The organism is Mesorhizobium sp. LNHC232B00 (assembly GCF_000502435.1).
In the GTDB taxonomy this organism is placed as follows: Bacteria; Pseudomonadota; Alphaproteobacteria; order Rhizobiales; family Rhizobiaceae; genus Mesorhizobium; species Mesorhizobium opportunistum.
This window is the reverse complement of the sequence record NZ_AYWP01000002.1, coordinates 205,712-228,591: the sequence shown is the minus strand read 5'-3', so window position 1 is coordinate 228,591 and position 22,880 is coordinate 205,712. Positions and strand designations below refer to the sequence as shown.

At 63.6% G+C, this 22,880-nt stretch carries 22 protein-coding genes, 1 pseudogene and 1 riboswitch; of the genes and pseudogenes, 9 read left to right on the top strand and 14 right to left on the bottom strand.

What is annotated here, in order from left to right; genetic code table 11:
• Positions 1–14: 14 nt before the first annotated feature.
• On the bottom strand, positions 15–1,124 hold the full coding sequence (gene hisC, locus X743_RS165400) for a histidinol-phosphate transaminase (RefSeq protein ID WP_023763864.1): 1,110 nt from the start codon (positions 1,122–1,124) through the stop codon (positions 15–17).
• A gap of 174 nt (positions 1,125–1,298) precedes the next feature.
• Positions 1,299–1,376: riboswitch (SAM riboswitch) on the top strand.
• Positions 1,377–1,496: 120 nt separating this feature from the next.
• Here hisC and X743_RS01000000168580 point away from each other — a divergent pair.
• Positions 1,497–2,668 (top strand): annotated as a pseudogene (locus X743_RS01000000168580) (homoserine O-acetyltransferase).
• Between the two features lie 34 nt (positions 2,669–2,702).
• On the top strand, positions 2,703–3,341 hold the full coding sequence (metW, locus tag X743_RS165405) for a methionine biosynthesis protein MetW (protein WP_013892793.1): 639 nt from the start codon (positions 2,703–2,705) through the stop codon (positions 3,339–3,341).
• A 12-nt stretch (positions 3,342–3,353) separates the two neighbouring features.
• On the opposite strand, the gene X743_RS165410 is transcribed toward metW, so the two are convergent.
• Positions 3,354–3,674 (bottom strand): DUF1330 domain-containing protein, encoded by a 321-nt coding sequence (locus tag X743_RS165410; protein ID WP_023763863.1) that lies wholly within the window; start codon positions 3,672–3,674, stop codon positions 3,354–3,356.
• Between the two features lie 447 nt (positions 3,675–4,121).
• Here X743_RS165410 and X743_RS165415 point away from each other — a divergent pair, with 447 nt between their 5' ends.
• Positions 4,122–5,036: a glycosyltransferase family 2 protein gene (locus X743_RS165415; RefSeq protein ID WP_023763862.1), complete on the top strand. Its 915-nt coding sequence runs from the start codon at positions 4,122–4,124 to the stop codon at positions 5,034–5,036.
• 29 nt (positions 5,037–5,065) lie between these two features.
• Here X743_RS165415 and X743_RS165420 read toward each other — a convergent pair whose 3' ends face one another.
• From X743_RS165420 to X743_RS165430, 3 genes are all read right to left on the bottom strand, one after another.
• Entirely contained in the window at positions 5,066–5,869 is an 804-nt protein-coding gene (locus tag X743_RS165420) for a DUF1194 domain-containing protein (RefSeq protein ID WP_023763861.1), read from the bottom strand.
• 84 nt (positions 5,870–5,953) lie between these two features.
• A complete protein-coding gene (locus X743_RS165425) occupies positions 5,954–7,774 on the bottom strand; it encodes an ABC transporter ATP-binding protein/permease (RefSeq protein WP_023763860.1) in 1,821 nt (606 codons plus the stop codon).
• Positions 7,775–7,911: 137 nt separating this feature from the next.
• Entirely contained in the window at positions 7,912–8,691 is a 780-nt protein-coding gene (locus tag X743_RS165430) for a methyltransferase domain-containing protein (RefSeq protein WP_023763859.1), read from the bottom strand.
• A gap of 251 nt (positions 8,692–8,942) precedes the next feature.
• On the opposite strand from X743_RS165430, the gene gloB reads away from it, so the two are divergent.
• Together gloB and X743_RS165440 are read left to right on the top strand one after the other, a co-directional pair.
• Positions 8,943–9,710, top strand: a complete 768-nt coding sequence (gene gloB, locus X743_RS165435) for a hydroxyacylglutathione hydrolase (protein ID WP_023763858.1) — start codon at positions 8,943–8,945, stop codon at positions 9,708–9,710.
• Between the two features lie 13 nt (positions 9,711–9,723).
• Positions 9,724–10,164 (top strand): cupin domain-containing protein, encoded by a 441-nt coding sequence (locus X743_RS165440; RefSeq protein WP_023763857.1) that lies wholly within the window; start codon positions 9,724–9,726, stop codon positions 10,162–10,164.
• Here X743_RS165440 and X743_RS165445 read toward each other — a convergent pair.
• The 3 genes from X743_RS165445 to X743_RS165455 are packed head-to-tail and all read right to left on the bottom strand — an operon-like array spanning position 10,139 to position 12,644.
• On the bottom strand, positions 10,139–10,813 hold the full coding sequence (locus X743_RS165445) for a lysoplasmalogenase (RefSeq protein ID WP_023763856.1): 675 nt from the start codon (positions 10,811–10,813) through the stop codon (positions 10,139–10,141). The genes X743_RS165440 and X743_RS165445 overlap by 26 nt on opposite strands.
• Entirely contained in the window at positions 10,810–11,808 is a 999-nt protein-coding gene (locus X743_RS165450) for an EamA family transporter (RefSeq protein WP_023763855.1), read from the bottom strand. The genes X743_RS165445 and X743_RS165450 overlap by 4 nt, the downstream gene beginning before the upstream one ends.
• 47 nt (positions 11,809–11,855) lie before the next feature.
• Positions 11,856–12,644 (bottom strand): DUF3108 domain-containing protein, encoded by a 789-nt coding sequence (locus X743_RS165455; RefSeq protein WP_023763854.1) that lies wholly within the window; start codon positions 12,642–12,644, stop codon positions 11,856–11,858.
• 259 nt (positions 12,645–12,903) lie between these two features.
• On the opposite strand from X743_RS165455, the gene rpmB reads away from it, so the two are divergent.
• The 3 genes from rpmB to X743_RS165470 all read left to right on the top strand — a co-directional run bounded on the left by rpmB (position 12,904) and on the right by X743_RS165470 (position 14,833).
• Positions 12,904–13,200, top strand: a complete 297-nt coding sequence (gene rpmB, locus X743_RS165460) for a 50S ribosomal protein L28 (protein WP_023763853.1) — start codon at positions 12,904–12,906, stop codon at positions 13,198–13,200.
• 212 nt (positions 13,201–13,412) lie between these two features.
• Complete coding sequence (locus tag X743_RS165465; protein WP_023763852.1) at positions 13,413–14,093, top strand: queuosine precursor transporter; 681 nt, start codon at positions 13,413–13,415, stop codon at positions 14,091–14,093.
• A gap of 59 nt (positions 14,094–14,152) precedes the next feature.
• Entirely contained in the window at positions 14,153–14,833 is a 681-nt protein-coding gene (locus X743_RS165470; protein ID WP_023763851.1) for a spermidine synthase, read from the top strand.
• 214 nt (positions 14,834–15,047) lie between these two features.
• Here X743_RS165470 and X743_RS165475 read toward each other — a convergent pair whose 3' ends face one another.
• The 4 genes from X743_RS165475 to X743_RS165490 all read right to left on the bottom strand — a co-directional run bounded on the left by X743_RS165475 (position 15,048) and on the right by X743_RS165490 (position 19,722).
• Entirely contained in the window at positions 15,048–16,076 is a 1,029-nt protein-coding gene (locus X743_RS165475) for an esterase-like activity of phytase family protein (RefSeq protein WP_023763850.1), read from the bottom strand.
• On the bottom strand, positions 16,073–17,971 hold the full coding sequence (gene cobT / locus X743_RS165480) for a cobaltochelatase subunit CobT (RefSeq protein ID WP_023763849.1): 1,899 nt from the start codon (positions 17,969–17,971) through the stop codon (positions 16,073–16,075). The genes X743_RS165475 and cobT overlap by 4 nt, the downstream gene beginning before the upstream one ends.
• 11 nt (positions 17,972–17,982) lie before the next feature.
• Entirely contained in the window at positions 17,983–18,969 is a 987-nt protein-coding gene (cobS, locus tag X743_RS165485) for a cobaltochelatase subunit CobS (RefSeq protein WP_023763848.1), read from the bottom strand.
• A 123-nt stretch (positions 18,970–19,092) separates the two neighbouring features.
• On the bottom strand, positions 19,093–19,722 hold the full coding sequence (locus X743_RS165490) for a J domain-containing protein (RefSeq protein WP_032922849.1): 630 nt from the start codon (positions 19,720–19,722) through the stop codon (positions 19,093–19,095).
• Positions 19,723–19,903: 181 nt separating this feature from the next.
• On the opposite strand from X743_RS165490, the gene X743_RS165495 reads away from it, so the two are divergent.
• Positions 19,904–20,206, top strand: coding sequence for a BolA family protein (locus X743_RS165495; RefSeq protein WP_023763846.1), 303 nt, complete (start codon positions 19,904–19,906; stop codon positions 20,204–20,206).
• A 24-nt stretch (positions 20,207–20,230) separates the two neighbouring features.
• Here X743_RS165495 and X743_RS165500 read toward each other — a convergent pair whose 3' ends face one another.
• Both X743_RS165500 and X743_RS165505 read right to left on the bottom strand, forming a co-directional pair.
• Positions 20,231–21,784, bottom strand: a complete 1,554-nt coding sequence (locus tag X743_RS165500; protein WP_023763845.1) for an acetolactate synthase large subunit — start codon at positions 21,782–21,784, stop codon at positions 20,231–20,233.
• Between the two features lie 120 nt (positions 21,785–21,904).
• Positions 21,905–22,711, bottom strand: coding sequence for an alpha/beta hydrolase (locus X743_RS165505; protein WP_023763844.1), 807 nt, complete (start codon positions 22,709–22,711; stop codon positions 21,905–21,907).
• Between the last annotated feature and the right edge of the window lie 169 nt (positions 22,712–22,880).

Sequence of the window (22,880 nt, the reverse complement as noted above, 5' to 3'; positions counted from 1 at the left end):
GCTTTTCAGGCGTTCTAGCTTTTCAGGAATGTCGTGAGCGCGGCGACAACGCCGCGATTGGCCTCTTCGGTGCCGACGGTCATGCGCAGCGCGTTGGGAAATCCGTAGCCGGAAACGCGCCGCAAAATATAGCCGCGCGCCGTCAGGTAGTCGTCGGCCGCCGCCGCGGAATGCTTCTGGTCGTCGGGAAAATGGATGAGGATGAAATTGCCGACGCTGGGCGTCACCCGCAGCCCAAGTCCGGTCATCTCCTGGCTCAGCCAGGCGAGCCAGGTCTCGTTATGCGCCACGCTGCGCTCGACATGGGCACGGTCTCGGATCGCCGCGATGCCGGCCTCGATCGCCGTCGCGTTGACGTTGAAAGGGCCGCGCACGCGGTTGATCGCATCGACGATGTGCATCGGCCCGTACATCCAGCCGAGCCGCGCCCCGCCGAGGCCGATCTTGGAGAAGGTGCGCGTCATCACCACGTTCTCGGTGCTGCCGACCAATTCGATGCCCGCTTCGTAGTCGTTGCGGCGGACATATTCGGCATAGGCCGCGTCGAGCACCAGAAGCACGTTGCGGGGCAGGCCGGCATGCAGCCGGCGCACCTCCTGGAACGGCACATAGGTGCCGGTCGGATTGTTCGGATTGGCGAGGAACACGATCTTCGTGCGCGGCGTAATTGCGGCCAGTATCGCATCGATGTCGGCGCGCTCGTCGGTCTCCTTGACCGCGATCGGCGCGCCACCTGCCGACTGGATGTAGATCTTGTAGACCATGAAGGCGTATTCGGTGAACACGGCCTCGTCGCCCGGCGCGAGGTAGGTCTGCGCCAGCAGGCCAAGGATCTCGTCGGAGCCGTTGGAGCAGATGATGTTCTGCGGGTTGAGGCCATGCACCTCGGCGATCGCCTCGCGCAGCCGCCTCGCCGTGCCATCGGGGTAGACGTCGAGCTTTCCCGCAACCTCCCGCGCGGCCTCGATCGCCTTCGGCGACGGACCGAGCGGGTTCTCGTTCGACGACAGCTTGTAGACCTTGGCGACCCCGGCCGGCGCCGTGCTCTTGCCGGGCACGTAGGCATCTATGTCCATGATGCCCGCGCGCGGCGTTGGACGTGCCCGATCCGGTGTATGGTTCATTTTTTGCAAAATCCGTCGAAACCGCCTCCACCCGGAGGCCGCTGCGGAAATACAAGCCATGGCCCGCAATGTCGAGAGGTGCCATTGGTGCCGGCGGCCGGCCCAGCACCCGGCCCAGTGACCGGCCCAGTGGACCGGCATTGACGGCGAGCCAGGCGAGTTCTAGAAGGACAGCGACAGTTCCGTGGTGATTTGGCCGGTCGGCTTGCAGCCACGTTAAACAATTCGCTAAAGGGCCGTTTGCGTGACGTAACCGGCTTTGCGAAGGCAATGCCGGTTTTTTGTTGTCCGCTGCCGGCCGGACGAACGCATCGGCGACGCGGAGATCGGCAGCGATTTCCGAGAAAAGCACGGTGCAACAAGAGAGAATTGATGGCCGCTCTGCGCGCAGGAAAGACTAACAACGAGTTCGACACGCCGTCGAGCCCGGTGTTGCGTTTCGGGTCCGACAAGCCGCTCAAGCTCGACGCCGGCACGCTGCTGTCGCCGTTCCAGATCGCTTACCAGACCTATGGCACGCTGAATGATGCTCGCTCCAACGCCATCCTCGTCTGCCATGCGCTGACCGGCGACCAGCATGTCGCCAGCACCAATCCGGTGACCGGCAAGCCTGGATGGTGGGAGGTTCTGATCGGCCCGGGCCGGATCATCGACACGAACCGTTTCTTCGTCATCTGCTCCAACGTCATCGGCGGCTGCCTGGGTTCGACCGGCCCGGCGTCGACCAACCCCGCCACCGGCAAGCCCTACGGGCTCGACCTGCCGATTATCACCATCCGCGATATGGTGCGCGCGCAGCAGATGCTGATCGACCATTTCGGCATCGAGAAGCTGTTCTGCGTGCTCGGCGGCTCGATGGGCGGCATGCAGGTGCTGGAATGGGCGTCGAGCTATCCCGAGCGCGTCTTCTCGGCGCTGCCGATCGCCACCGGCGCGCGCCATTCCTCGCAGAACATCGCCTTCCACGAGGTCGGCCGGCAAGCCGTCATGGCCGACCCGGACTGGCATGGCGGCAAATATTTCGAGCACGGCAAGCGCCCGGAAAAGGGCCTGGCGGTGGCGCGCATGGCCGCCCACATCACTTATCTGTCGGAAGCCGCCCTGCACCGGAAATTCGGCCGCAACCTGCAGGATCGCGAAGCGCTGACCTTCGGTTTCGACGCCGATTTCCAGATCGAGAGCTACCTGCGCCACCAGGGTATGACCTTCGTCGACCGCTTCGACGCCAATTCCTACCTCTACATGACGCGGTCGATGGACTATTTCGACCTCGCCGCCGACCATGGCGGCCGGTTGGCGGACGCCTTTGCCGGCACCAAGACCCGATTCTGCCTGGTGTCCTTCACCAGCGACTGGCTGTTTCCGACCGAGGAGAGCCGCTCGATCGTGCATGCGCTCAACGCCGCCGGCGCTTCGGTATCCTTCGTCGAGATCGAGACCGATCGCGGCCACGACGCCTTCCTGNGCTCGACGAGCCGGAACTGTTCGCCGCCATCAACGGCTTCATCGGCTCGGCGGCAAGGGCGAGAGGGCTCAGCGCATGACCCCGAACAGTTGCAGACTGTTCGGATCGGGATCATGCGTCAGGCAAGGGGCGACATCATGAGCGTCAACGGCAACCAGCGCGTCGACCTCGAGGTCGTCGCCAACCTGATCCCGCCGCAGTCGCGGGTGCTCGACGTCGGTTCGGGCGACGGCTCGCTGCTCGAACTGCTGCAGGACACCAAGCAGGTCGACGGCCGCGGTCTTGAGTTGTCGCAGCGTGGCGTCAACGAATGCGTGGCACGCGGCCTCTCGGTCATCCAGGGCGATGCCGACAAGGATCTCGAATTCTATCCCGACAAGGGTTTTGACTTCGTCGTCCTGTCGCAGACCTTGCAGGCCACCCGCAACCCGAAGCTGGTGCTCGACGAATTGCTCCGGATCGGCAACCGGGCAATTGTGTCCTTCCCCAATTTCGGCCACTGGCGGGTGCGGCTGTCGCTGTTCGTCAAGGGTCGCATGCCGGTGACCTCGGACCTGCCCTATTCCTGGTACGACACGCCCAACATCCACTTCTGCACTATCCGCGACTTCGTCAATCTGTGCGAGGAGCTTGGCGCGACGGTGGAAAAGGCAACCGCGCTCGACGCCAACGGTCAGAAGATCGGTCTGTCGATGCCTTGGTGGTTTTGGAACTTCTTCGGCCAGCAGGCAGTGTTCCTGCTGAAACGATAAGGCACCACGCATCTATTCCAGGACATCGGTGGCCTTGTGCGGATGTTCGACACCGTCGACGAAGATGACGTCGGATTGCGAATTGTCGGTTCGCAGGGCGAGGATCGCCTGATAGGCCGGCGAATTGTACCAACCGCGCACATGCTTCCTATCAGGGAATTCGATGATTATGAGGTGGCCTTGCCAGTCGTTCTCGATCACCTCGACATCGCCACCATGGATCAGGAACCGGCCGCCGAAGGGCTCCAGCGTGGCATCGATCTTGTGAAGATATTCGACAATCTTCGGACCCATTGTAGCTTGGCGCATATGGGCAACGGCGTAGGCGGTCATGATCTTGCTCCCTTCGGATCGAAGCCGATCAGCGGCCTCGCTAGAGCATGATGCCGAAAAGTGTGAAGCGGTTTTCGGCTCATGCTCCGTTTCTAGGACAATCTGCCCAAGCTCCGGCGGCGATGCGATTACGTCTGACGCAAAGGAATGCATGCAATTCCGCTCCGGGTTTGGCCATCTTCGCAAGATTGATTCCCGGGAAGACTGATTCACGGGAAGACTGGAGGGCGACGGTGTTGCATTTGAACCGCGCGCCGCACCAATTCGTCGTCTCGCGCGCGATTGTACCGTTGCACGACGCGTGACAGGGGCCGCTGTTTTTTATAGCTTCACGCCGAACACGACCGAGGAGTCACGGAGGGGGGGAAGCCCGATCCATTCGACCATCCTGAAGATCGAAAGACCGGACAGGAAGCGCACATTTGCGCTGGAAGCGGCTGACGCGCCATGACCGCGAAAACGGAGCGCTCTCCCCTCATCACGGTCATCACGCCGACCCACAACCGACGCGACAAGGTGTTGCGCGCCGTCGAAAGCGTGCTTTCCCAGAGCATGCCGAGGCTAGAGCATATCGTCGTCGACGACGGCTCAACCGACGGTACGGAGGCGGCGCTGGCCCGTATTCGCGATCCGCGGCTGATCTATGTCGGCGCGAAATGGCGGGGCGCCAACGCCGCCAGGAATGCCGGCATCGAGCGTGCGCGGGCGCCGGTGGTGACCTTCCTTGATTCGGACGACGTCTACTTGCCGCATCGGGTCGAACGGACCTTGAAATGGTTTGATGACAATCCGGCGCTTCAGGTGCTGCTCTCTTCATACGTTTCAATGAAGGGAAACCGAGCCACCAACAGCGTCAACCGGACTGCCTTTCTGACCCCGTCAATGCTGGAGCGAGCGGTGGTGGCACAGACGGCCTTCGTCGCCGGCTCCGCGATAACGGCCCGTCGCGACGCCTTGCTGGCGATCGGCGGCTACGACAGCGACATCACCCGGATGCAGGATCGGGAATTGTTGCTGCGCCTGGCAAGACGCTTCGGCGCGCAATTGTCCAGGGATATCGACTGGACGAAACACAATTCGCAGAATTCGATTTCTGGCCGCAGGGCGGGTTACGTCGAAGCCTATGCGGACCTGATTGGCAAGCACCCGCATATCGCCCGCTGCTACCCCCACGTCCCGCCCTTCATGATCACGCGGCAGATCATCGCCGATCTTCTCAAAGGTCGGATACCAGAGGCCTTCGCAGGCTACATGGCTAACCGCTCGTCGGAAGCGCTTGGCTATTCATTGCCGGAACTGATCAATGGCTACGTCCATGGCCGGCGTTGGCGTCGCGATCTCTACGATGAAGTTCGCGACTAGTTTGCCGCAGCGCCGGCGCGGCCGACGATTTACCGGTCGAGTTCCGGGAAATACGGATCTGACAGGAACCGCCTGTCCCGCTCGCCTTGCAGGCAGTCGATCGGCGCATCCGTCTCAATGGGGGTGACCTTGGCCTTGTCCTGAATGCCGCTCACTTCGAGGATCAGCTTGCGCCGGATCGCCGTCGAGAACTCCGCGGACGCATAAATCGGCAGCACGAAGGAACCGGGCCCGCCGGTCACGCACTGCGCATAATACTGGTCGAGATGGCTGAAGGTCGGCGACGGCTTGATCAGGATCGGCAGGCCGTTGATGATTATGCCCTTGGCAATGGCCGCATCGCGCGTGGCGGTGACCGGCGGCCCGATATTGTTGGGACCGTCGCCCGATATGTCGATGACGCTGCGTTCGCCAACGAAATCCGTCCTGTCGAACAGCCCGGCTCCGAAGGCAAGCGCGGTCGAAATCGAGGTGCCGCGAAAACTCCGGAACGGGCGCGCCGCGACCTTGTCGGCAAAGCGGTTGGCGCTCTCGGCGCCGTCGATGACCTGCCAGCCGATGACCGCGTCATCGCGCACCGTGCCGGCCCATTCGAAATAGGCAATCGCGATACGGCCTGTATTGCCGGAACGGACAGCCTGGATGAAGTCGGGATGCCGCAGCGCTTCGACATAGCCGGCGCGTTGCAGGGCGAACTCCGTCTCATCCATCGACAAGGAGATGTCGACCGCCAGCACCAGCTCGACGTCGACGGCCGATGCCTCCGGTGGCGAGCCGACGGGAGTTGCCTGGGCGCAGGCAAGGCAAGCAAGCAGGCGCAGCGCATCAAGCATGGCCAATGCCAGGTTGTTTCTGCAGGAAATCTTCCATTGCGATCACGGCAAAATAAGGTTTGCGCCCGCAACCGGAGAAAACGCCTATTTTTTGCGATGAGCCGCTGCCGGCGGCGGTTCGATTGCGCCGGCCCTGACATGGACAGGCTTCAGCGCCGGCGCGTCGGGATCCTTGACGATCGTCAAGCCGCGCGGAAAGAATTGGTTGTTGTGCTGCCCTCGCCCGATGTTGATGATCGCGGCTCCCTTCAGGTGCTTTTCCAGCATTGCCAGCACACGCCGCAGCGACGGGCCGTCGAATGCGTCCATCGCTTCGTCGATGATCACCCATTTCGGCTGCCGTAAGGCGAGCCTGGCGATGCCCAGCAAGCGCTGTTCGTCATCGCCCAGCTCATGGTCCCAGCGCCCGACACGGTCGAGCGACCCCGACAGCCGTTCAAGGCCGACCTCGGCCAATACAGCCGAAATCTCGGCATCACTCGCCGGCGCATGCCCGTTCGCGTGGTTGAGCACCTCGCGCAACGTGCCGGCCGGCAAGTACGGGACACGCGGCACGAAGATGAGGGGTTCTCCAGCCGGCAGGCCGATCTTTCCGCTGCCCCAGGGCCAAAGCCCGGCAATGGCGCGGAAGAACAGCGTCTTGCCGGCGCCCGGTTCGCCGGTGATCATGACGCGCTCGCCGGGGCGGATTTCGACATGCTGGTCGGAGAGTTTGGTGCAGCCTTCGGGCGAGGCCACTTGGAGCTTCTCGAACGTCAGGCTGCCATTGGCATTTTGATCGAAGGTGATGCGCTTTTCGGTGTCGTGCAGCACATCGGTTTCATAGAGCGCGATGCGGAAGTCGGCGACGCGCATCAGCGTGGCGCGCCAGTCGGCGATGCTGCCGATGTTGTTGATGAACCATCGCAACGAAGAGTGGACCTGGTTGAACGCGCCGACCGCCATCATCAGCCCGCCAAAGCTGATATCGCCCGAGAAATAGACCGGCGAGGCAACCAGGATCGGCGCCACCACCGTGATCCAGCCATAGGTGTCGGTCACCCAGGACAGGTTGATCTGGGCGGTATAGATGCGCCGCATGGCGCCCAGCACCGTACCGAGGTCGAGTTCGACCCGTCGCCTGGCATCGGCTTCGCCATGGTAAAGCGCGATGGCATCGACATTCTCGTTGACCCGCACCATCGAGGAGCGCAGCTCCGCCTCCCGTGTGTAACGGTCGCTGTTGAGGCGGATCAGCGGCCGTCCGACCAGCCAGCTCAGCCAGGAAGCGGTGCCGGCATAAAGGAAAGCCGCCCAGACCATGTAGCCCGGTATGGCCAGCGACCAGCCATTGACGTGGAAGACGAAGCCCGACGACAGTTGCCACAGCACGCCGACGAAGGACACCAAAAGGATGAGCGACTGTAAGAGACCGACGCCGAGATCGGTCGACAGGTCCGAGAGATGCGCGGCATCCTGCTGCATGCGCTGGTCGGGATTGACGCCGATGGCGCCGGCATTGGCAAGCCTGAAGGCGCGCGCCGGCCGCATCCACTGGTCGATCAGGTCCAGCGTCAGCGCCTCGCGCAGCTTCAGCCGGATCATCTGGTTGAGCCAGGTTTGGCCGATATTGAGCACCAGAAGTCCGCCGGCGATCATCGCAAAGACGACGAGCTGATGCACGAAGGCCGCCATGTCTCGGCGCGCGAGCGCGTCGTAGAAGGGTTGGTTCCAGCGATTGAGCAGGACCTGGCCGATCGACGTCGCGATGATGACGGCCATGATGCCGACCGACGTCCACAGCAACCATTTGCGAACCGGCGACGCCACCAGCGCCAGCCTGATTGTCGCCACCTGGTCGCGCAGGCTGCTGGCTTCGACGGCAACGGGCTGGACCGCGGCGCCGTTTTCCAGTTGATCAGCCATATCGGAGGTCCTTAACGTTCAGAAGCGGTGCTGAAACCGGATGAAGAGAACAAGCGGCATTCGCATATCAATCTGGCTGCGAATTCACCACGACAGATAGGTTGGGAAATGCCGCACGGTGCAAATTTCCGCCGTGATCACGAAGGTTTCACCTGAGAGGGCGATGCAGTGGCCTCGGCCCGGCGGCCGAGCCGCGTCGCGCCATGCGGCGACAGCACCGGCACGAAGACGCGGCGAGACGCGCGCTGCGCCACCGGCACGCCTTGATAGAGCCGTTTCTGCGCCTCGACGACGATCACGCCGGAAAAGATCGGCCACAGCCGCCGGCCGGCGCGCTCCAGCATATTGTGGAAGCGCATCATGAAGCGCCGCCGTGACGGCGGGAAGAACAGCGCATCCGACCAGGCCGCCGGCGTGAAATTCGCCTCGCGCAGCAATTCGGTGAGCTGCCCGCGCGAGAACGGCCGTCCATTGCCGAACGGCGTGTGCTCGAAACGCGCCCAGACACCGCGCCGGTTCGGCACGACGATGACGACGCGCCCGGCGGGCGACAGCACCCGCCAGATCTCGTTCAGCGTCTCGCGCGGGTTTTCGACATGTTCGAGCGAATGGACGAGCAGCATGCGGTCGATGCAGGAATCGACCAGCGGCAGTTCCTCGTCGAAAACCAGGGCTGTCGCCGTCGGCCCCGTCGTCGGCCAGACGACGGCGCCCTGCGTCGCCGGCATGAAGGCAAAGACCCGCTCGGCGTCGGAGCCGAACCGCTCCAGCCAGGGCAATGTGTAGCCGAGGCCGACCAGCCGCTCATTGGGGACAGTGGCCCATATCGACGACAGCGCCATGGTGATCGAGTGCTCGGCGAACCGGCCGAGCGTTGTCGAATAGAAGGAGCGAAGATCGACGATGTCGGAATGCATTTGAGGGATGTAGCCGTGATATCGGCCGGATTCAACAAAGGCTCCGAGGCGGCCGCCATATCCCTGGAGTGACACTTGCCATCTCCGGGAGTGGCACTCGTCATCTCCGGGAGTGGCACTCGTCATCTCCCGGAGTGACACTTGTCATCTCCGGGAGTGACACTTGTCATCTCCGGGGATGACATTCGTCGTTCCGGGATGACATCCGCACGCCGGCGCCCTATGTCTGCGGCGACAGATGGAGAGATGCAATGCCGGTCGAAATCGAACAGTTCATGTGCCGCAGCGACAATTTCGGCGTGCTGGTGCATGACCGCAAAAGCGGCCAGACCGCGATCATCGACGCGCCCGAGGAGGCGCCTATCCTGGCGGCGATCAAGCGCACCGGCTGGACGCCGACGATGATCCTGACCACGCATCACCACATGGATCACGTCGAGGCCAATCTGGCGTTGAAGGAACGCTTCAAGCTGCGCATCATCGGCCCGGAAGCGGAAAAGGCCAAGATCCCCGGCATCGACGAGACCGTCGAAGAAGGCTCTGTTCTGCATCTCGGCGAGGAGCGCATCGAGGTGATCGCCACACCCGGTCACACCGCCGGCCATGTCTCCTATCACCTGCCGGCATCGAAGGTGGCGTTCACCGCCGACACGCTGTTCGCGCTCGGCTGCGGGCGGCTGTTCGAGTGCAAGCCGCCGGTGATGTATGAATCGCTGAAGAAGCTTGCGGCACTTCCCGCCGCCACGGTCATCTACTGCGGCCACGAATACACCCTCGCCAACGCGCGTTTCGCGCTGACGGTCGACCCGACCAACTCGGCATTGAAGGAGCGCGCCGCCAGGATCGAGGCACTGCGGGCCGACAACAAGCCGACGCTGCCGACGACGATCGGCGAGGAACTGTCGACCAATCCCTTCCTGCGCTGGCACGATCCGGCAATCCGCAAGCATCTCGGCATGGAAAAGGCCGGCGATGCCGAGGTGTTCGCCGAGATCCGCAAGCGCAAGGACAACTTCTGAGCGCCGCGTCAGCATGACCAGCTCCGCGGAAATCATCGCAACGCTCGGCCTGAAGCCGCATCCGGAAGGCGGCTGGTACGCCGAGACCTTTCGCGACGCCGCCGGTGGCGCGCGCGGCCACTCGACCGCCATCTATTTCCTGCTGGAACAGCACCAGGTCTCGGCATGGCACCGGGTCAAGGACGCCGCCGAGGTCTGGCATTTTTATGCCGGCGCGCCGCTGGCATTGTCGATGTGGGAAGAAGGCAGTGCCGTCGTCGAGCAGGTGCTCGGCATCGAACTCACGGCGGGTGAACGGCCGCAGATCGTCGTGCCGGCGGGCTGTTGGCAATCGGCGCGCAGCCTGGGCGAATGGACGCTGGTCGGCTGTACCGTGGCACCGGGCTTTGATTTCGACGCCTTCGAACTGGCCGCGCCGGGCTGGCAGCCTACCCCAGCAGGAAGCCCAATGTGATCGCGAGTTGAGCGGCGTAATACAGCACCCAGACGGCCAAGCGCATCCAGGCGCGATGCGGCGAGATGGCGGCGACCAGGAACTTTTCCGTGGCGAGCAGAGCATCCGACGCCATGAACAGCAAGGCGCCGCCGATCACCCAGCTGCTGCTCGTCGTCAGCGCCGACATGCCCATCGCCAGGATCGCCACGACATAGACCGCGATCGGAACACGCAAGCCTGGACCGACGCGGCGCCAGAGCGCGGCAAGCGTGATGATCACGAACACCGCCATCGCCAGCGCGATCGCGCCGCGCCAGGATTCGGCGCCGAGAACGCCCAATCCGTCGCCACTGCGCAGGAACAACGCGACATAGACGATGTGGGCGATGAGAAAGCTCGCCAGCCCGCCCAGAAACGCCTTCTCGCCGTCGCGCGACAGGAAGGCGTCGCCGACGGCGCTGAGCGCAAGGGCGGCCACCAGCAACAGCGGCCCGCCTTGCAGCGCCGAAAGCACGGCGAGCATCGCCACGGCGAGCGTCTTTGCCGCCGAGCGGGCGAGCGACGGCGGCATGCCGAGCGTGAAGGCGTAGATGATCGCGGCCACCAGTGAGAAGATCAGCGTCGCATTGGCATTGGCGTCGATGCCGCCGGCAAACGGCATCGTCATGCCCGGGCTCCGGTTTCGGATGCCCCGGCTCCGGTTTCGGATGCCCGAGCTCCGGTTTCGGATGCCCGGGCTCCGGTTTCGGATGCCCCGGCTCCGCGTTCGGATGCCCCGGCCTCGCTTTGGGCCGCTGCCGGCTTGCGCTGGAACAGCGATTTTGCCGCCAAGGCAGCGCCACCGGTTATCAGCACGCAAGCGGCCAGGATGCGCAGCGACGGTTCGGCGACGCCGGCCGCGATCAGCACCAGCGTCGACAGCAGCGGCGCCGCATAGCTCGCGGCGCCCAGCACCTGGATGTTGCCGCGCTTGACGCCAATGTCCCAGGCGTAGAAGGCGGCGCCCACCGGCATCAGGCCAAGCCCGAGCACGGCGAGCCACTGGCCGCCACCGTCGGGCAGCACCGTTTGTTCTAGCAGCAGATGGCAGGCGAGCGACAACACAGCCGTCGCCGCGCAGAACCAGGTGACGATCGAGGTCGGCACTGAAGGAAAGCGCCGCGACAAAAGCGAATAGGACGACCACAAGACGGCGCAGACGGCGGCCATGGCGTAGCCGAAGGCGTAGCGCGCGTCGAAGGCCAGCCCGCCGCCCTTGGTGACGATCAGCACCGTGCCGGCAAGGCCAAGCAGCGCGCCGACGACATGGTTCCACGCCAGTTTTTCGCCCGGCATCAGCGCCGAACCGAGTACGATCAGCAGTGGCCAGAGATAGGCGATCAGGCTCGCCTCGACGGCAGGCGCGTTACGCAGCGCGGTGAAGTAGAAGAAATGGTAGCCGAACAGGCCGGCAATGCCGATCAGCCAGACCTGTGATGGTATTTTCTGGCTTTTATCCGAGGCAGGCATGAAAAGGCGCGCGACAAGCCCGACCCCGGTGCCGATCGAGAAGGTGATCGCCGACAACAGGAATGGCGGCACCTTGCCGGACGCGTCCGTGAGCAACGCCAAAAGCGCCCACATGGCGACCGCCGAAAAGCCGATCAGTGTTGCGCGCGCCATTCCGTCTCCAGTGGCGCGCCCATTCTGTCGCCAGTGGCGGGCCTGGTCTATTGCACTGCCTCGAAACGCCCGGCGCTGATGGTCAAGGTGCCGATCTGCGTGCCGACCGTGGCATGGATCGGCGCATATACCCCGGTTTGGCCGAGCGGCGCAAACGTCACCATCATGCGGCTTTTGTTCTTGAGATAGTTGAGTGCCTTGCGGCCCTTGCGATAGCCCGCCACCGGCTCGAAGCCCATCCGGCAAGTGACGGTATCGCCCTTGTAGCCCGGCACCGATATCGTGCCTTTCGAATCGTAGGTCAGCGTCAAGTCGGCGCGCATCTCGCCATCATAGAACTTGACCTTGCGGCCGCAGACCTGGTCGAGGCTGTCGGCATGGATGACGGTCGCCGCCATCGGATCGAGCACCGACGCCAGGTCGCCGGCGCCGATCGGCACCCAGGCCTTGGGGTCGCGCTTGCCCGGCGCCGGGACGACCTGCGTCGAGGTCACGTTGCCATTGGCGAAGCGAATGTCGATCGCCGACGCCTTCTTGCCCGAGGTGTAGTCGGCGCGGAACGCCTGCGGCACCATCTTCTGGCCTGAAATCGTGCCCTTGGACGAGATCGTGCCGCGTGTATCGTCGAACAGTTTGGCCAGGCCAGCGGCCGAAACGCTGCCTTCGATCGCGTAGGCGCCATTCTCGTAGTGGCTCGCGAAGGTCGATCTCGCGATCGAGAGACCAAGGAACGACACGGTGTACTCGCCCTTGAAGGACTGCGGCGAGGCCGCCGATGCGGCGGAGGGCAAGGCGATGGCAAGCACGGCAACAAATGCACGAGACGAACGAGGCATGGCGGGATCGGATCCTTGATTTTCGGCCGGAGGTGGGCAACTCCGGTCTGGCATGTCCCTATGAGACCGCTTATAGGGTGAATTCCGGCCTTAATATGAAATGCCGGGCGCTTCCGTGGGGAAGCCGGAGCTTGACGCCCCGGTGAAATGCAACTATGGAACGCCAACTTTTTCCATAAGGCCGCCTGACCAGAACCGCGCGCCACCCGGCGTGGGCACAAAGGTTTGGCAGGTCCCGAGAGAACTGAAGGTTAGAACCATGTCCCGCACCTGCGAACTCACTGCCAAGGCAGTCCAGACCGGCAACAATGTGAGCCACGCCAACAACAAGACCAAGCGTCGCTTCCTGCCGAACCTCGTCAATGTGACGCTGATCTCGGAAGCGCTGAACCAGAACGTGCGCCTGCGCATCTCGGCCAACGCGCTGCGTTCGGTCGAACATCGCGGTGGTCTCGATGCATTCCTGGCCAAGGCCGACATCAAGGAACTTTCGCAGCGCGCGCGCCTGCTGAAGAAGCAGATCGCCAAGAAGCTGGCCGAGCAGGTCGCTGCCTGACATCGTTTAAAGGCGGGGGACAACCGCCCTGACCAACCTCTTGTTGGTCTCTGACCAACCTCTTGTTGGTCTCTGGTCAACATCTTGTTGGTCTCTGGCCAACCGCTTGTTGGCCTCTGGGGCATCGGATAGAAGCCGCAAGGTTTGACAATCCGATGCTCGAATACGAGCGAGCATAATGCTCCGCTGGTTCCATTACCCAGGATAAAAAAATGACTTCATTTTCGCGGTATTTGCCCTTCGTGGCCGCCATGGCGCTTGTCGTCGTGGCATCGAACATTCTCGTGCAGTTCCCGATGCAGGGCCAGATCGGCAGCCTGTCGCTGGCCGACCTTTTGACCTGGGGCGCTTTCACCTACCCCTTCTCCTTCCTGGTCACCGACCTCGCCAACCGCCGCTATGGCCCCGCCGTGGCGCGTCGGATCGTCTTTGTCGGCTTCATGACGGCGGTGGTCTGCTCGATCCTCGTTCCGCCCTTCCTGTTCCGTCATGGCCTGATCGAATTCGAGACCGCCGCCGACCGGCTGGTGCGCATCGCGGCGGCTTCCGGGGCGGCATTCCTCGCCGCGCAATTGCTCGACGTCACCGTGTTCAACCGTTTGCGTCGGCAGAGCTGGTGGCGGGCGCCGATCGTCGGCACGCTGGTCGGCTCCGTGTTCGACACCATGGTCTTCTTCACCGTCGCATTCTCCGCCGCTTTCGCCTTCGCTGGCCCCAATGACGGTTTTGCCCTCGAAACGGCGCCGCTGTTGGGTGTTTTCCATGTCGACGCGATGCGCTGGGTTTCCTGGGCGCTGGGCGACCTCTCGGTGAAGCTGATCGTTGCCGTGGTGGCACTCATCCCCTACCGGCTGCTCGCTGCCCGCTGGAGCCAACCGGCGGTCGCGGCTTAAACCATGATCCCGAAAAGTGGCCTCCGGTTTTCCGAAAAGATCGTGGTCAGACAAAGCCCATGATCCCCTGGGTCCAGCTCGATTCGGCAAAGACCGGGGATGGCGCGCAGGAGCTTCGCCTCAAGCGGCGCGGTTCCGAATTCTCGATCATGCTCGGCACCAACGAGCTGATGAACAGCCGCCTCAGCGGCTCCGAGGAAGCGCTGGCCAGGCTTTCCTGCCAGAAGATTGCCCGCCATCGCCAACCGAGGGTCCTCATTGGCGGACTTGGCATGGGTTTTACCCTGCGCGCCGCTCTCGCCGAATTGGGCAGTGACGCCGGTATCGTCGTCGCGGAACTGGTGCCGGCGGTGGTCGCCTGGGCACGTGGCCCGATGGCGGAAGTGTTTGGCGGCTGTCTCGACGATCCCCGGGTCGAGGTCCGGGAGACCGATGTCGGAGATCTGATACGGTCCGAGCCCTCCCGCTGGGACGCCATCCTGCTCGATGTCGACAATGGCCCCGAAGGCATCGTCCACAAGGGCAACGATGCGCTCTACAGCCTGACAGGCCTCAAGGCCGCACGCACGGCGCTGAAGCCTGGCGGCGTGCTGGCGGTGTGGTCGCAAGGGCCGGACAGCGGCTTCACGCGGCGGCTGAAGCAGGCTGGCTTCGTCGTCGAAGAGGTCGCCACGCGCGCCAACGGCAAGCGCGGCGCGCGTCACGTCATCTGGATCGCCACCAACGGCTCGCGATCCTGATCGGACGCCGTCGTAACTCTGTTGATGAACAGTCGACCCCCACTCCGTCGAGCTTTGCTCGCCACCTCTCCCCCGATCGACGGGGGAGAGGAAAGGCGCGAACTTATGCCGGGAGGCACCTTTCCTAGTGGGGGAAGGCGCCCGACGTGGGGAAAGGCGCCCGACCAAAATCGAATCCACCGGAGATCGAACCCGCTGTTGAAGACCCTCAACGTCAATCCTGGTGGAGAATAAATTCCAGATAGAGGTTGCGCTGCAGGATCGAGTGGTTGTCGTCGGAGACCAGCGACACCATCAGCGCGCCGTCGTCGCGGGTCCAGACGTCTAGCCCTTCCATATTGTCGATCTGGTAACCCATGTCGGCTTCCAGCAGAACCGGCCCGTCGGCGACGGCGCCCTTCTCGACACTCTCGCCATAGATGCGCCGCAGCCGCATCTTGAGGCCGCCTGCCATCGAGAAACTGCGCTCCAGGAGCAGCAGGTCGCCATCCGGCAGGAACGCACCGTCGGTGATGTCGAAATCACCGTTGCGCTTGACGGTGAACACGCCCTTGTGCGGCCCTTCGATGATGGCGGCATAGATGTTGCCTGATTTGTCGAGGCTCTTTTCCGACACCACCACCAGGCTGCCCTCATGCTGGCCATTGGCATTGGCATGGGTGACGGTCTCGAAACCGCGATTCTGGCGCAACTCCCAGGCTGGAATGAGGAAATCCAGCTGCTTGAACGGCGCCTTCATGTCACTCGGGTCGATCTTGAACTGGGCGACGCGATGGTTGCGTTCGAAGCCGACGGTGGCGATGCCGTCCTTGACGTCGAGCCCTTCGGCGTCGACCATCCATTTCTCGTCGATCGGCTGGCCGTTTTCATCGACCATCTGCTGCATGCGGAAATTCTGGATACCGGCCGGCCGCTCGTCGGCGTCGCGAACCACCGTGCCGAAGAACCAGAAGCCGGTGTCGGCCACCCCGATGAAATCGCCGCCCGCCTTCACGAAGCGGAAGGCCGACAACGCGCCGAAATCGCGCGTCGGCGAGGTCATCTCCAGGCCGCCGACGAATTCGAGCGGCCCGAACTGCTTGTCGGCGCGACCGATATGAAACCGGGTGATCGGGCGGGCCGAGATCTCGACCGGCTCGACGGAGCTGGAGCGGGCCGAACCGGCGGGCGCCGAAGCCACGCCAGCAAACATGGCAATGGTGGCGAAAAGCGCTTGCCGAAAACCGCCCCGCGAAAGGATCATCCGGCGCGCCGCATGCCGCCACGCCGCGTGTCGCGCGCGCTTTCCTCGGCAAACAGCGAGGCCAATTGCTCGGTCATGGCGCCAGCCAGTTCCTCGGCATCGACGATGGTGACGGCGCGCCGATAATAGCGCGTGACGTCATGGCCGATGCCGATGGCCAAGAGTTCGACCGGCGAGCGCGTCTCGATCAGTTCGATGACGGCGCGCAGATGGCGTTCCAGATAGTTGCCCGGATTGACCGACAGCGTCGAATCGTCGACCGGCGCGCCGTCCGAGATCATCATCAGGATCTTGCGCTGCTCCGGCCGGGCGATCAGGCGGTTGTGTGCCCACAGCAGCGCCTCGCCGTCGATGTTTTCCTTGAGCAGGCCTTCGCGCATCATCAGGCCGAGATTGCGCCGTGCCCGCCGCCACGGATGGTCGGCGGATTTGTAGATGATGTGGCGCAAATCGTTGAGACGTCCGGGGTTCGGCGGCTTGCCGTCCTTCAGCCACTTCTCGCGCGCCTGCCCGCCCTTCCACGCCCGCGTGGTGAAGCCGAGGATCTCGACCGAGACGCCGCAGCGTTCCAGCGTGCGCGCCAGGATGTCGGCGCAGGTGGCGGCGACCGTGATCGGCCGGCCGCGCATCGAGCCGGAATTGTCGAGCACCAGCGTCACCACCGTGTCGCGGAATTTGGTGTCGCGCTCCTGCTTGAAGGACAGCGGCTGCATCGGGTCGATGACGACGCGCACCAGGCGGGCCGGGTCGAGGTAGCCCTCTTCCAGGTCGAAATCCCAGGACCGGTTCTGCTGCGCCATCAGCCGGCGCTGCAGCCGGTTGGCGAGCCGCCCGACGACGCCGGACAGATTGGCAAGCTGCTTGTCGAGGAAGGCGCGCAGCCGGTCGAGTTCTTCCTCTTCGCAAAGCTCCTCGGCGCCGACCGTCTCGTCGAAAGCGGTGGTGAAGACCTTGTAATCGATTTCCTTCGGCAGGTTGGTGAAGGGATTGTCGTTGCGGCGCGCCTCGCCGGGCGTCTCGGCATCGGCATCGTCGTCGTCGGAGAGATCGTCGGCGGTGGCGTCGGACGCTTCCGTCTCCGACGACTGCTCATCGTCTGCCGAAGCCTCGGCATCCTCGGACTGCGACTGCTCGGAGCCGGAATCCTCTTCGCCGCCCTCCTCGCTCTGCTCCTCGCCTTGCGGCTGGTTGTCGTCATTGTCCTCGGAGTCTTCCGTCTCCTGGTCGTCGCCGAGTTCCTCGGCCATCTCCATGGAGGCGAGCATCTCGCGCACGACCCGGGCGAAGGCCTGCTGGTCGTCGAGCTTGGCCGAAAGCCCGTCGAGATCGGCTTTGGCCTTTTCCTCGACCCAGGGGCGCCAGAGCTCGACCAGCCGCTCGCCGCTCTTCGGGATCGACCGGCCGGTCAGCTTCTCGCGCACCATCAGCGCCAGCGCTTCCTCGATCGGTGCGTCGGCCTTGTCCTTGACGTCGATGAGGTTGGCCTTGGCGTATTTGTCCTCCAGCATCGAGCCGATATTGTCGGCGACGCCTTGCATGGCGCGGCTGCCGATCGCCTCGACGCGGGCCTGCTCGACCGCGTCATAGATGGCGCGCGCCGCCTTGCCTTCCGGCGCCAGCTTGGTGTGGATGCGCTGATCGTGGCAGGCGCGCTTCAGCGCCATGGAATCGCCGAGGCCGCGGGTAATCGCAATGTCGTTTTTCGATGCCTTCTTCGGCAGTTCGGGCAAGCGCGCGCGGCTGCCGGCGAGAGCCGGCCTGTCCTTGGCGAAGCCGACTTCCATTTCCTTGTCGCCGGCAATGGCGCGCATGCAAACGGTGACGGCGCGCTTGAAGCTGTCGGCTTCAGACCCCGTCTTCGACTTGTTGCGCGTGTTGTCGCCCGGACCCGCCATCGAGACTCTGCTTAGCCCAGCACCACATTGGCGGCGCTCTCCGGCAGATCCTCGCCGAAGGCGCGCTGGTAGAACTCGGCCACTACCGAGCGTTCCAATTCGTCGCACTTGTTGAGGAAGGTCAGCCGGAACGCCATGCCGATATTGCCGAAGATCTCGGCATTCTCGGCCCAGGTGATGACGGTACGCGGGCTCATCACCGTCGACAGATCGCCGTTGATGAAGGCCGAGCGCGTCATATCGGCGACGCGCACCATCTTGTTGACGATGTCCTTGCCCTTGCCGTCGCGATAGTGCTTGGCCTTGGCCAGCACGATGTTCACTTCATTGTCGTGCGGCAGATAGTTCAGCGTGGTGACGATCGACCAGCGGTCCATCTGCGCCTGGTTGATTTGCTGCGTGCCGTGATAGAGGCCGGTGGTGTCGCCGAGGCCCACGGTGTTGGCGGTCGAAAACAGCCGGAACGCCGGATGCGGACGGATGACACGGCTCTGGTCGAGCAGCGTCAGGCGGCCCGACGATTCCAAGACGCGCTGGATGACGAACATCACGTCCGGACGGCCGGCGTCATATTCGTCGAAGCAGAGCGCGACATTGTGCTGGTAGGCCCAGGGCAGGATGCCGTCGCGGAATTCGGTGATCTGCAGCCCGTCCTTGACGACGATGGCGTCCTTGCCGACCAGGTCGATACGGCTGACATGGCTGTCGAGGTTGACGCGCACGCAGGGCCAGTTGAGCCGGGCGGCGACCTGTTCGATATGGGTCGACTTGCCGGTGCCGTGATAGCCCGAGACCATGACGCGGCGGTTGTAGGCGAAGCCGGCAAGGATGGCCAAAGTGGTCGCCTTGTCGAACAGATAGTCCGGATCGATATCCGGCACATGTTCGCTGGTTACCGAATAGGCCGGCACCACCATCTTGGAGTCGAAGCCGAACTTGTCCTTCACCGAGACCGTCGTGTCGGGCAGGTTGGCGATGTCGCGATCGACCTTGTTCATATCTCTCAACGTCTCCACGGGCGAAACGTCCCGTTTCGCCGGCAATCGATTTTGTTCGGGGGCGGTCTTAAAGCCTTTTCCACCCTTATGAAAGTTGGAAAACGACACAAACCGTAGGGTCGCTCAGCACAGGCCCGCCTGTTTGAGCACGCGATAGGCCTGCAGCACATCGCGGAACCGGTCTTCCGAACCTCTGTCGCCGCCATTCGCATCCGGATGGTGACGCTTCACCAGTTCCTTATAGCGCGCCTTGATATCCTTGCCAGTCGCCTTTGTATCAAGGCCAAGCGTTTCCAGCGCCTTGGCCTCAAGCGGCTTGGCCTTGCGCTCGCGCGCCTCGCGCGGATCCTTCGGCCCCTTGAACAGGTCGAACGGGTCGCGCATGCGGTTGTAGTAACCGGCGCGGCCGGAGCGCATCTGCGCCATGTCGGGCGACGACCGTGTCGAGGCGCCGTTGACGCCCATCTTCCAGGTCGGCCGGTGGCCGGTCATGGCTTCCTTCTGGAAGCGTGCGACCTCGGTGTCCGGCACGCCGGAGAAGTAGTTGAAGCCCTTGTTGTACTCGCGCACATGGTCGAAGCAGAAGCGGAAATACTCGCCCTCCTTCATCCGCCCGACCGGCGCGCGATGGGTCCCCGCCTCCTTGCAGCCGTCCCACTGGCAAATCGGCGAATGCGACTTCAGCTCCGCGTCCTTGTCAGGGCGGACGCGAATCTTCTCGAAATATTTGGGATACAGCTTCATCTTACCCATTTATGGGGCGTTCGCAGATGCGAAACAAGAATTGACATTTTCGCGATCATCGCCCTAACCGCTGAATCGCGGCATAAAGCAGGCGAATGGCGGATTTTGTTGCGCGGTAGCGACCCCCGTATGAACCGGTTTGCGGTTTTCACGCTGGCGTGCCGGCCATATGTGGTGAACGGAGACGACTATGTCCATACAGGCGACCATGGAAGACAAGCTCAACAAGGCATTTTCGCCGGAGCGGCTGGTGATCATCAACGAAAGCCATCTCCATGCCGGCCACCATCATGACGGCTCCGACCATCACGGCACCTATGATGGCACCGGCGAAACGCATTTTCGCGTCCGTGTCGTCTCGTCCGCCTTTGCCGGCATGAACCGCATCGACCGCCACCGCGCCGTCAACGAACTGCTCGCCGACGAGTTGAAGGCCGGCGTGCACGCGCTGGCGATCGAACCGGCGGCTCCCGGCGAAAAGACGCGCTGGTAAGTCAGCCGGCCCTGCGACAGGCGCTCAGAGCACCGCCTCGATGAGGAACGGCCCGCGTCGCGACAAGGCGCCATCCAGCAGCGCGTCGAACCGTTCGCAAGTGTCGGCGCGAGCCGCCTCCACGCCCATGCCTTTGGCGAGCGACACCCAGTCCAGCGACGGATGGTCGAGGTCGAGCATGCGCCTGGCGTTCTCGCCGATCGCCCCGACGCCGACGTTCTTCATCTCGCCATGCAGGATGGCGTAGGTGCGGTTGGAAAAGACGATCGTCACCACATCGAGATTTTCCCGGGCCTGCGTCCACAGCCCTTGCACCGTGTACATGCCGCTGCCATCGGCCTCCAGATTGATCACCTTGCGGTCGGGACAGGCGATCGCCGCCCCGGTCGCCATCGGAATGCCGCCGCCGATCGCCCCGCCTGTGCCCATCATGTAGTCGTGCGGCGCCGCAAAGGCCGACAGCGCGAAGAAACGCCGCGCCGAGGTGACCGCTTCATCGCAGACGATCGCATTGTCGGGCAGCTTGCGCGCCACTGACAGCGCGATGGCATCGTCCGTCAGTCCGCCGTTCGGCGTTGCTTCGTCCGGGAAAGCCGTCGCCGATATCGTCTGCTGCGATGGCTTGATGCCGAGTTCATCGCGAAGCGCCTCCAGCGCCGCGTGCAGATCCTGGCCATGGGCTGCGAGCGTCAGCACCTGACAGTCTTCGCGGACCAGCCGTCCGGGTTTTCCCGGATAGGCGAAGAAGGCGACCGGCTCCTTGCCGCCGACCAGCACCAGGACGTCGATGTCCTTGAGCAGCGCCGTCGCCGCATCGACAGGATAGGGGATGCGGGTCGGCGCCACGCGCCCGCGTCCGCGCTGCAGCCGCGCGATCAAGACCTCGCTCAGCAGCCGGACACCGCCAGCGGTGGAAATCTGGCCGGCGATGTCGAGCGCATCGGCGCGCGCCGCGCGGCCACGAACGATCATGCCGACGCGGCCCGGTTTGGCCCGGACCGCTGCCGCCACCGCGCGCACGGCGTCCTTGTCGACGGGTGGTGGTGGCGAAAGAACGACTTTGCCTGGCGCGGCCGGGTTGGCACCACCCCAAGCGGTATCGGCCGGCAGGATCAGCGTGGTGACGCCGGGCGGCGTGAGCGAAGCGCGGAACGCCGCCTCCGTGGCGGGTTGTACATCGGCTGGTCCCGAGATGCGGCGGACCCAATTGGACATCGGTGCCGCGAGGCCCTCGATGTCGCTGGTCAGCGGCGCATCAAGCGGCAAATGGTAGGAGGCATGGTCGCCGACGATGTTGATCATCGGGTTCAGCGCACGCCGGGCATTGTGCATGTTGGCCAGCCCATTGGCCAGACCGGGCCCAGTGTGCAGCAAAGTCGCGGCAGGACGGTCGGTCATGCGCGCATAGCCGTCGGCGGCACCGGTCACCACGCCTTCGAACAGGCCGAGCACGCAACGCATCCGCGGTTTGCGGTCAAGCGCGGCGACGAAATGCATTTCGGATGTGCCGGGATTGGCGAAACAGACCGTCACGTCATTGGCCAAAAGCACATCGCACAGGACATCGGCGCCATTCATGCAATTTTTCTCCCCATTCACGAACACAAATAGCACTCGCCGATGGCCGCACGGCAATATCCCGCCGTCGCTTTTGGTCTGATCCAGTGCAGCTGACGCCTGCCCTTCGTTAAGGTGAGATCAGCCGACCGTCGACTTCAGGAATGCCAGCCCGGCGACAGTCAGCGCGTCGCCGTCCTCGCCGAAATCGCGATTGATCGACGTATGCGTATAGGCGCTGCCGTCGAACAGCGTGACCTTGGTACCGGTGGCGCGCAAGCGCTCGGCAAAGGCTTTCGACTCCTCGCCGCGACCTTGGGCACGAGAATAGGCGATGAAGGTCGGCGGATGGTTGCGGCCCTCGACATAGTTGGCCGGCGACAGTGCCGCCCATTGCGATGGATCGGAAAACACCCCGGCATAGGCCCGCACCATGCCGCCATTTTTCTCAAGCCTGGCGAGATCATAGGCCCTGGTATCGTCGAGAAGCAGCCCGGCGACGCCTGGCAGCCCGCCGCGCATTCCCGTCAGCGCAATCAGATGGCAGCCGGCCGAATGCCCCATGCCGACGATGCGCCTGGGATCGCCGCCATGCCCGGCAATGTTGGCCCTGACATAGGCATAGGCCTGTTCGACATCGCTGGCCTGGGTGGCGACATCCGCCTGCGGCAGCATCCGATAATCGATGGAAACGAAACAGAACCCATTGGCGAGCAGGAAAGCCGCCTTTGCACCCACCTGGCTGCGTTTGCCGAACTGCCAGGCCCCGCCATGGACGAAAAACACCACCGGCAGGTTTTTCGCGCCATCCGGCGCGTAGATGTCGAGCTTGGCCGGGCCGTAATCGAAGGTCGTTGGCACGAGTTGGGGCTTGCACAAACCCGCCGACACGCGCAGTGGCAGCAGCGCCGCCATCGAAGCCAGAACAAAGCTTCGTCGATCGATCATCGTGCTCCCACCACCATCACCCATAATCCTCAGCAAACGTCCAAACGCGCGGGGCGGCATCCCGGTTTCATGGCCAAATACGCATACTCGCCTTGATGTGAAGGGAACAACAATGCGTCCCGGCAGTTGAATAGGTGACGAGCCGTCCGGCAGCCAAAACGGCTCTGAG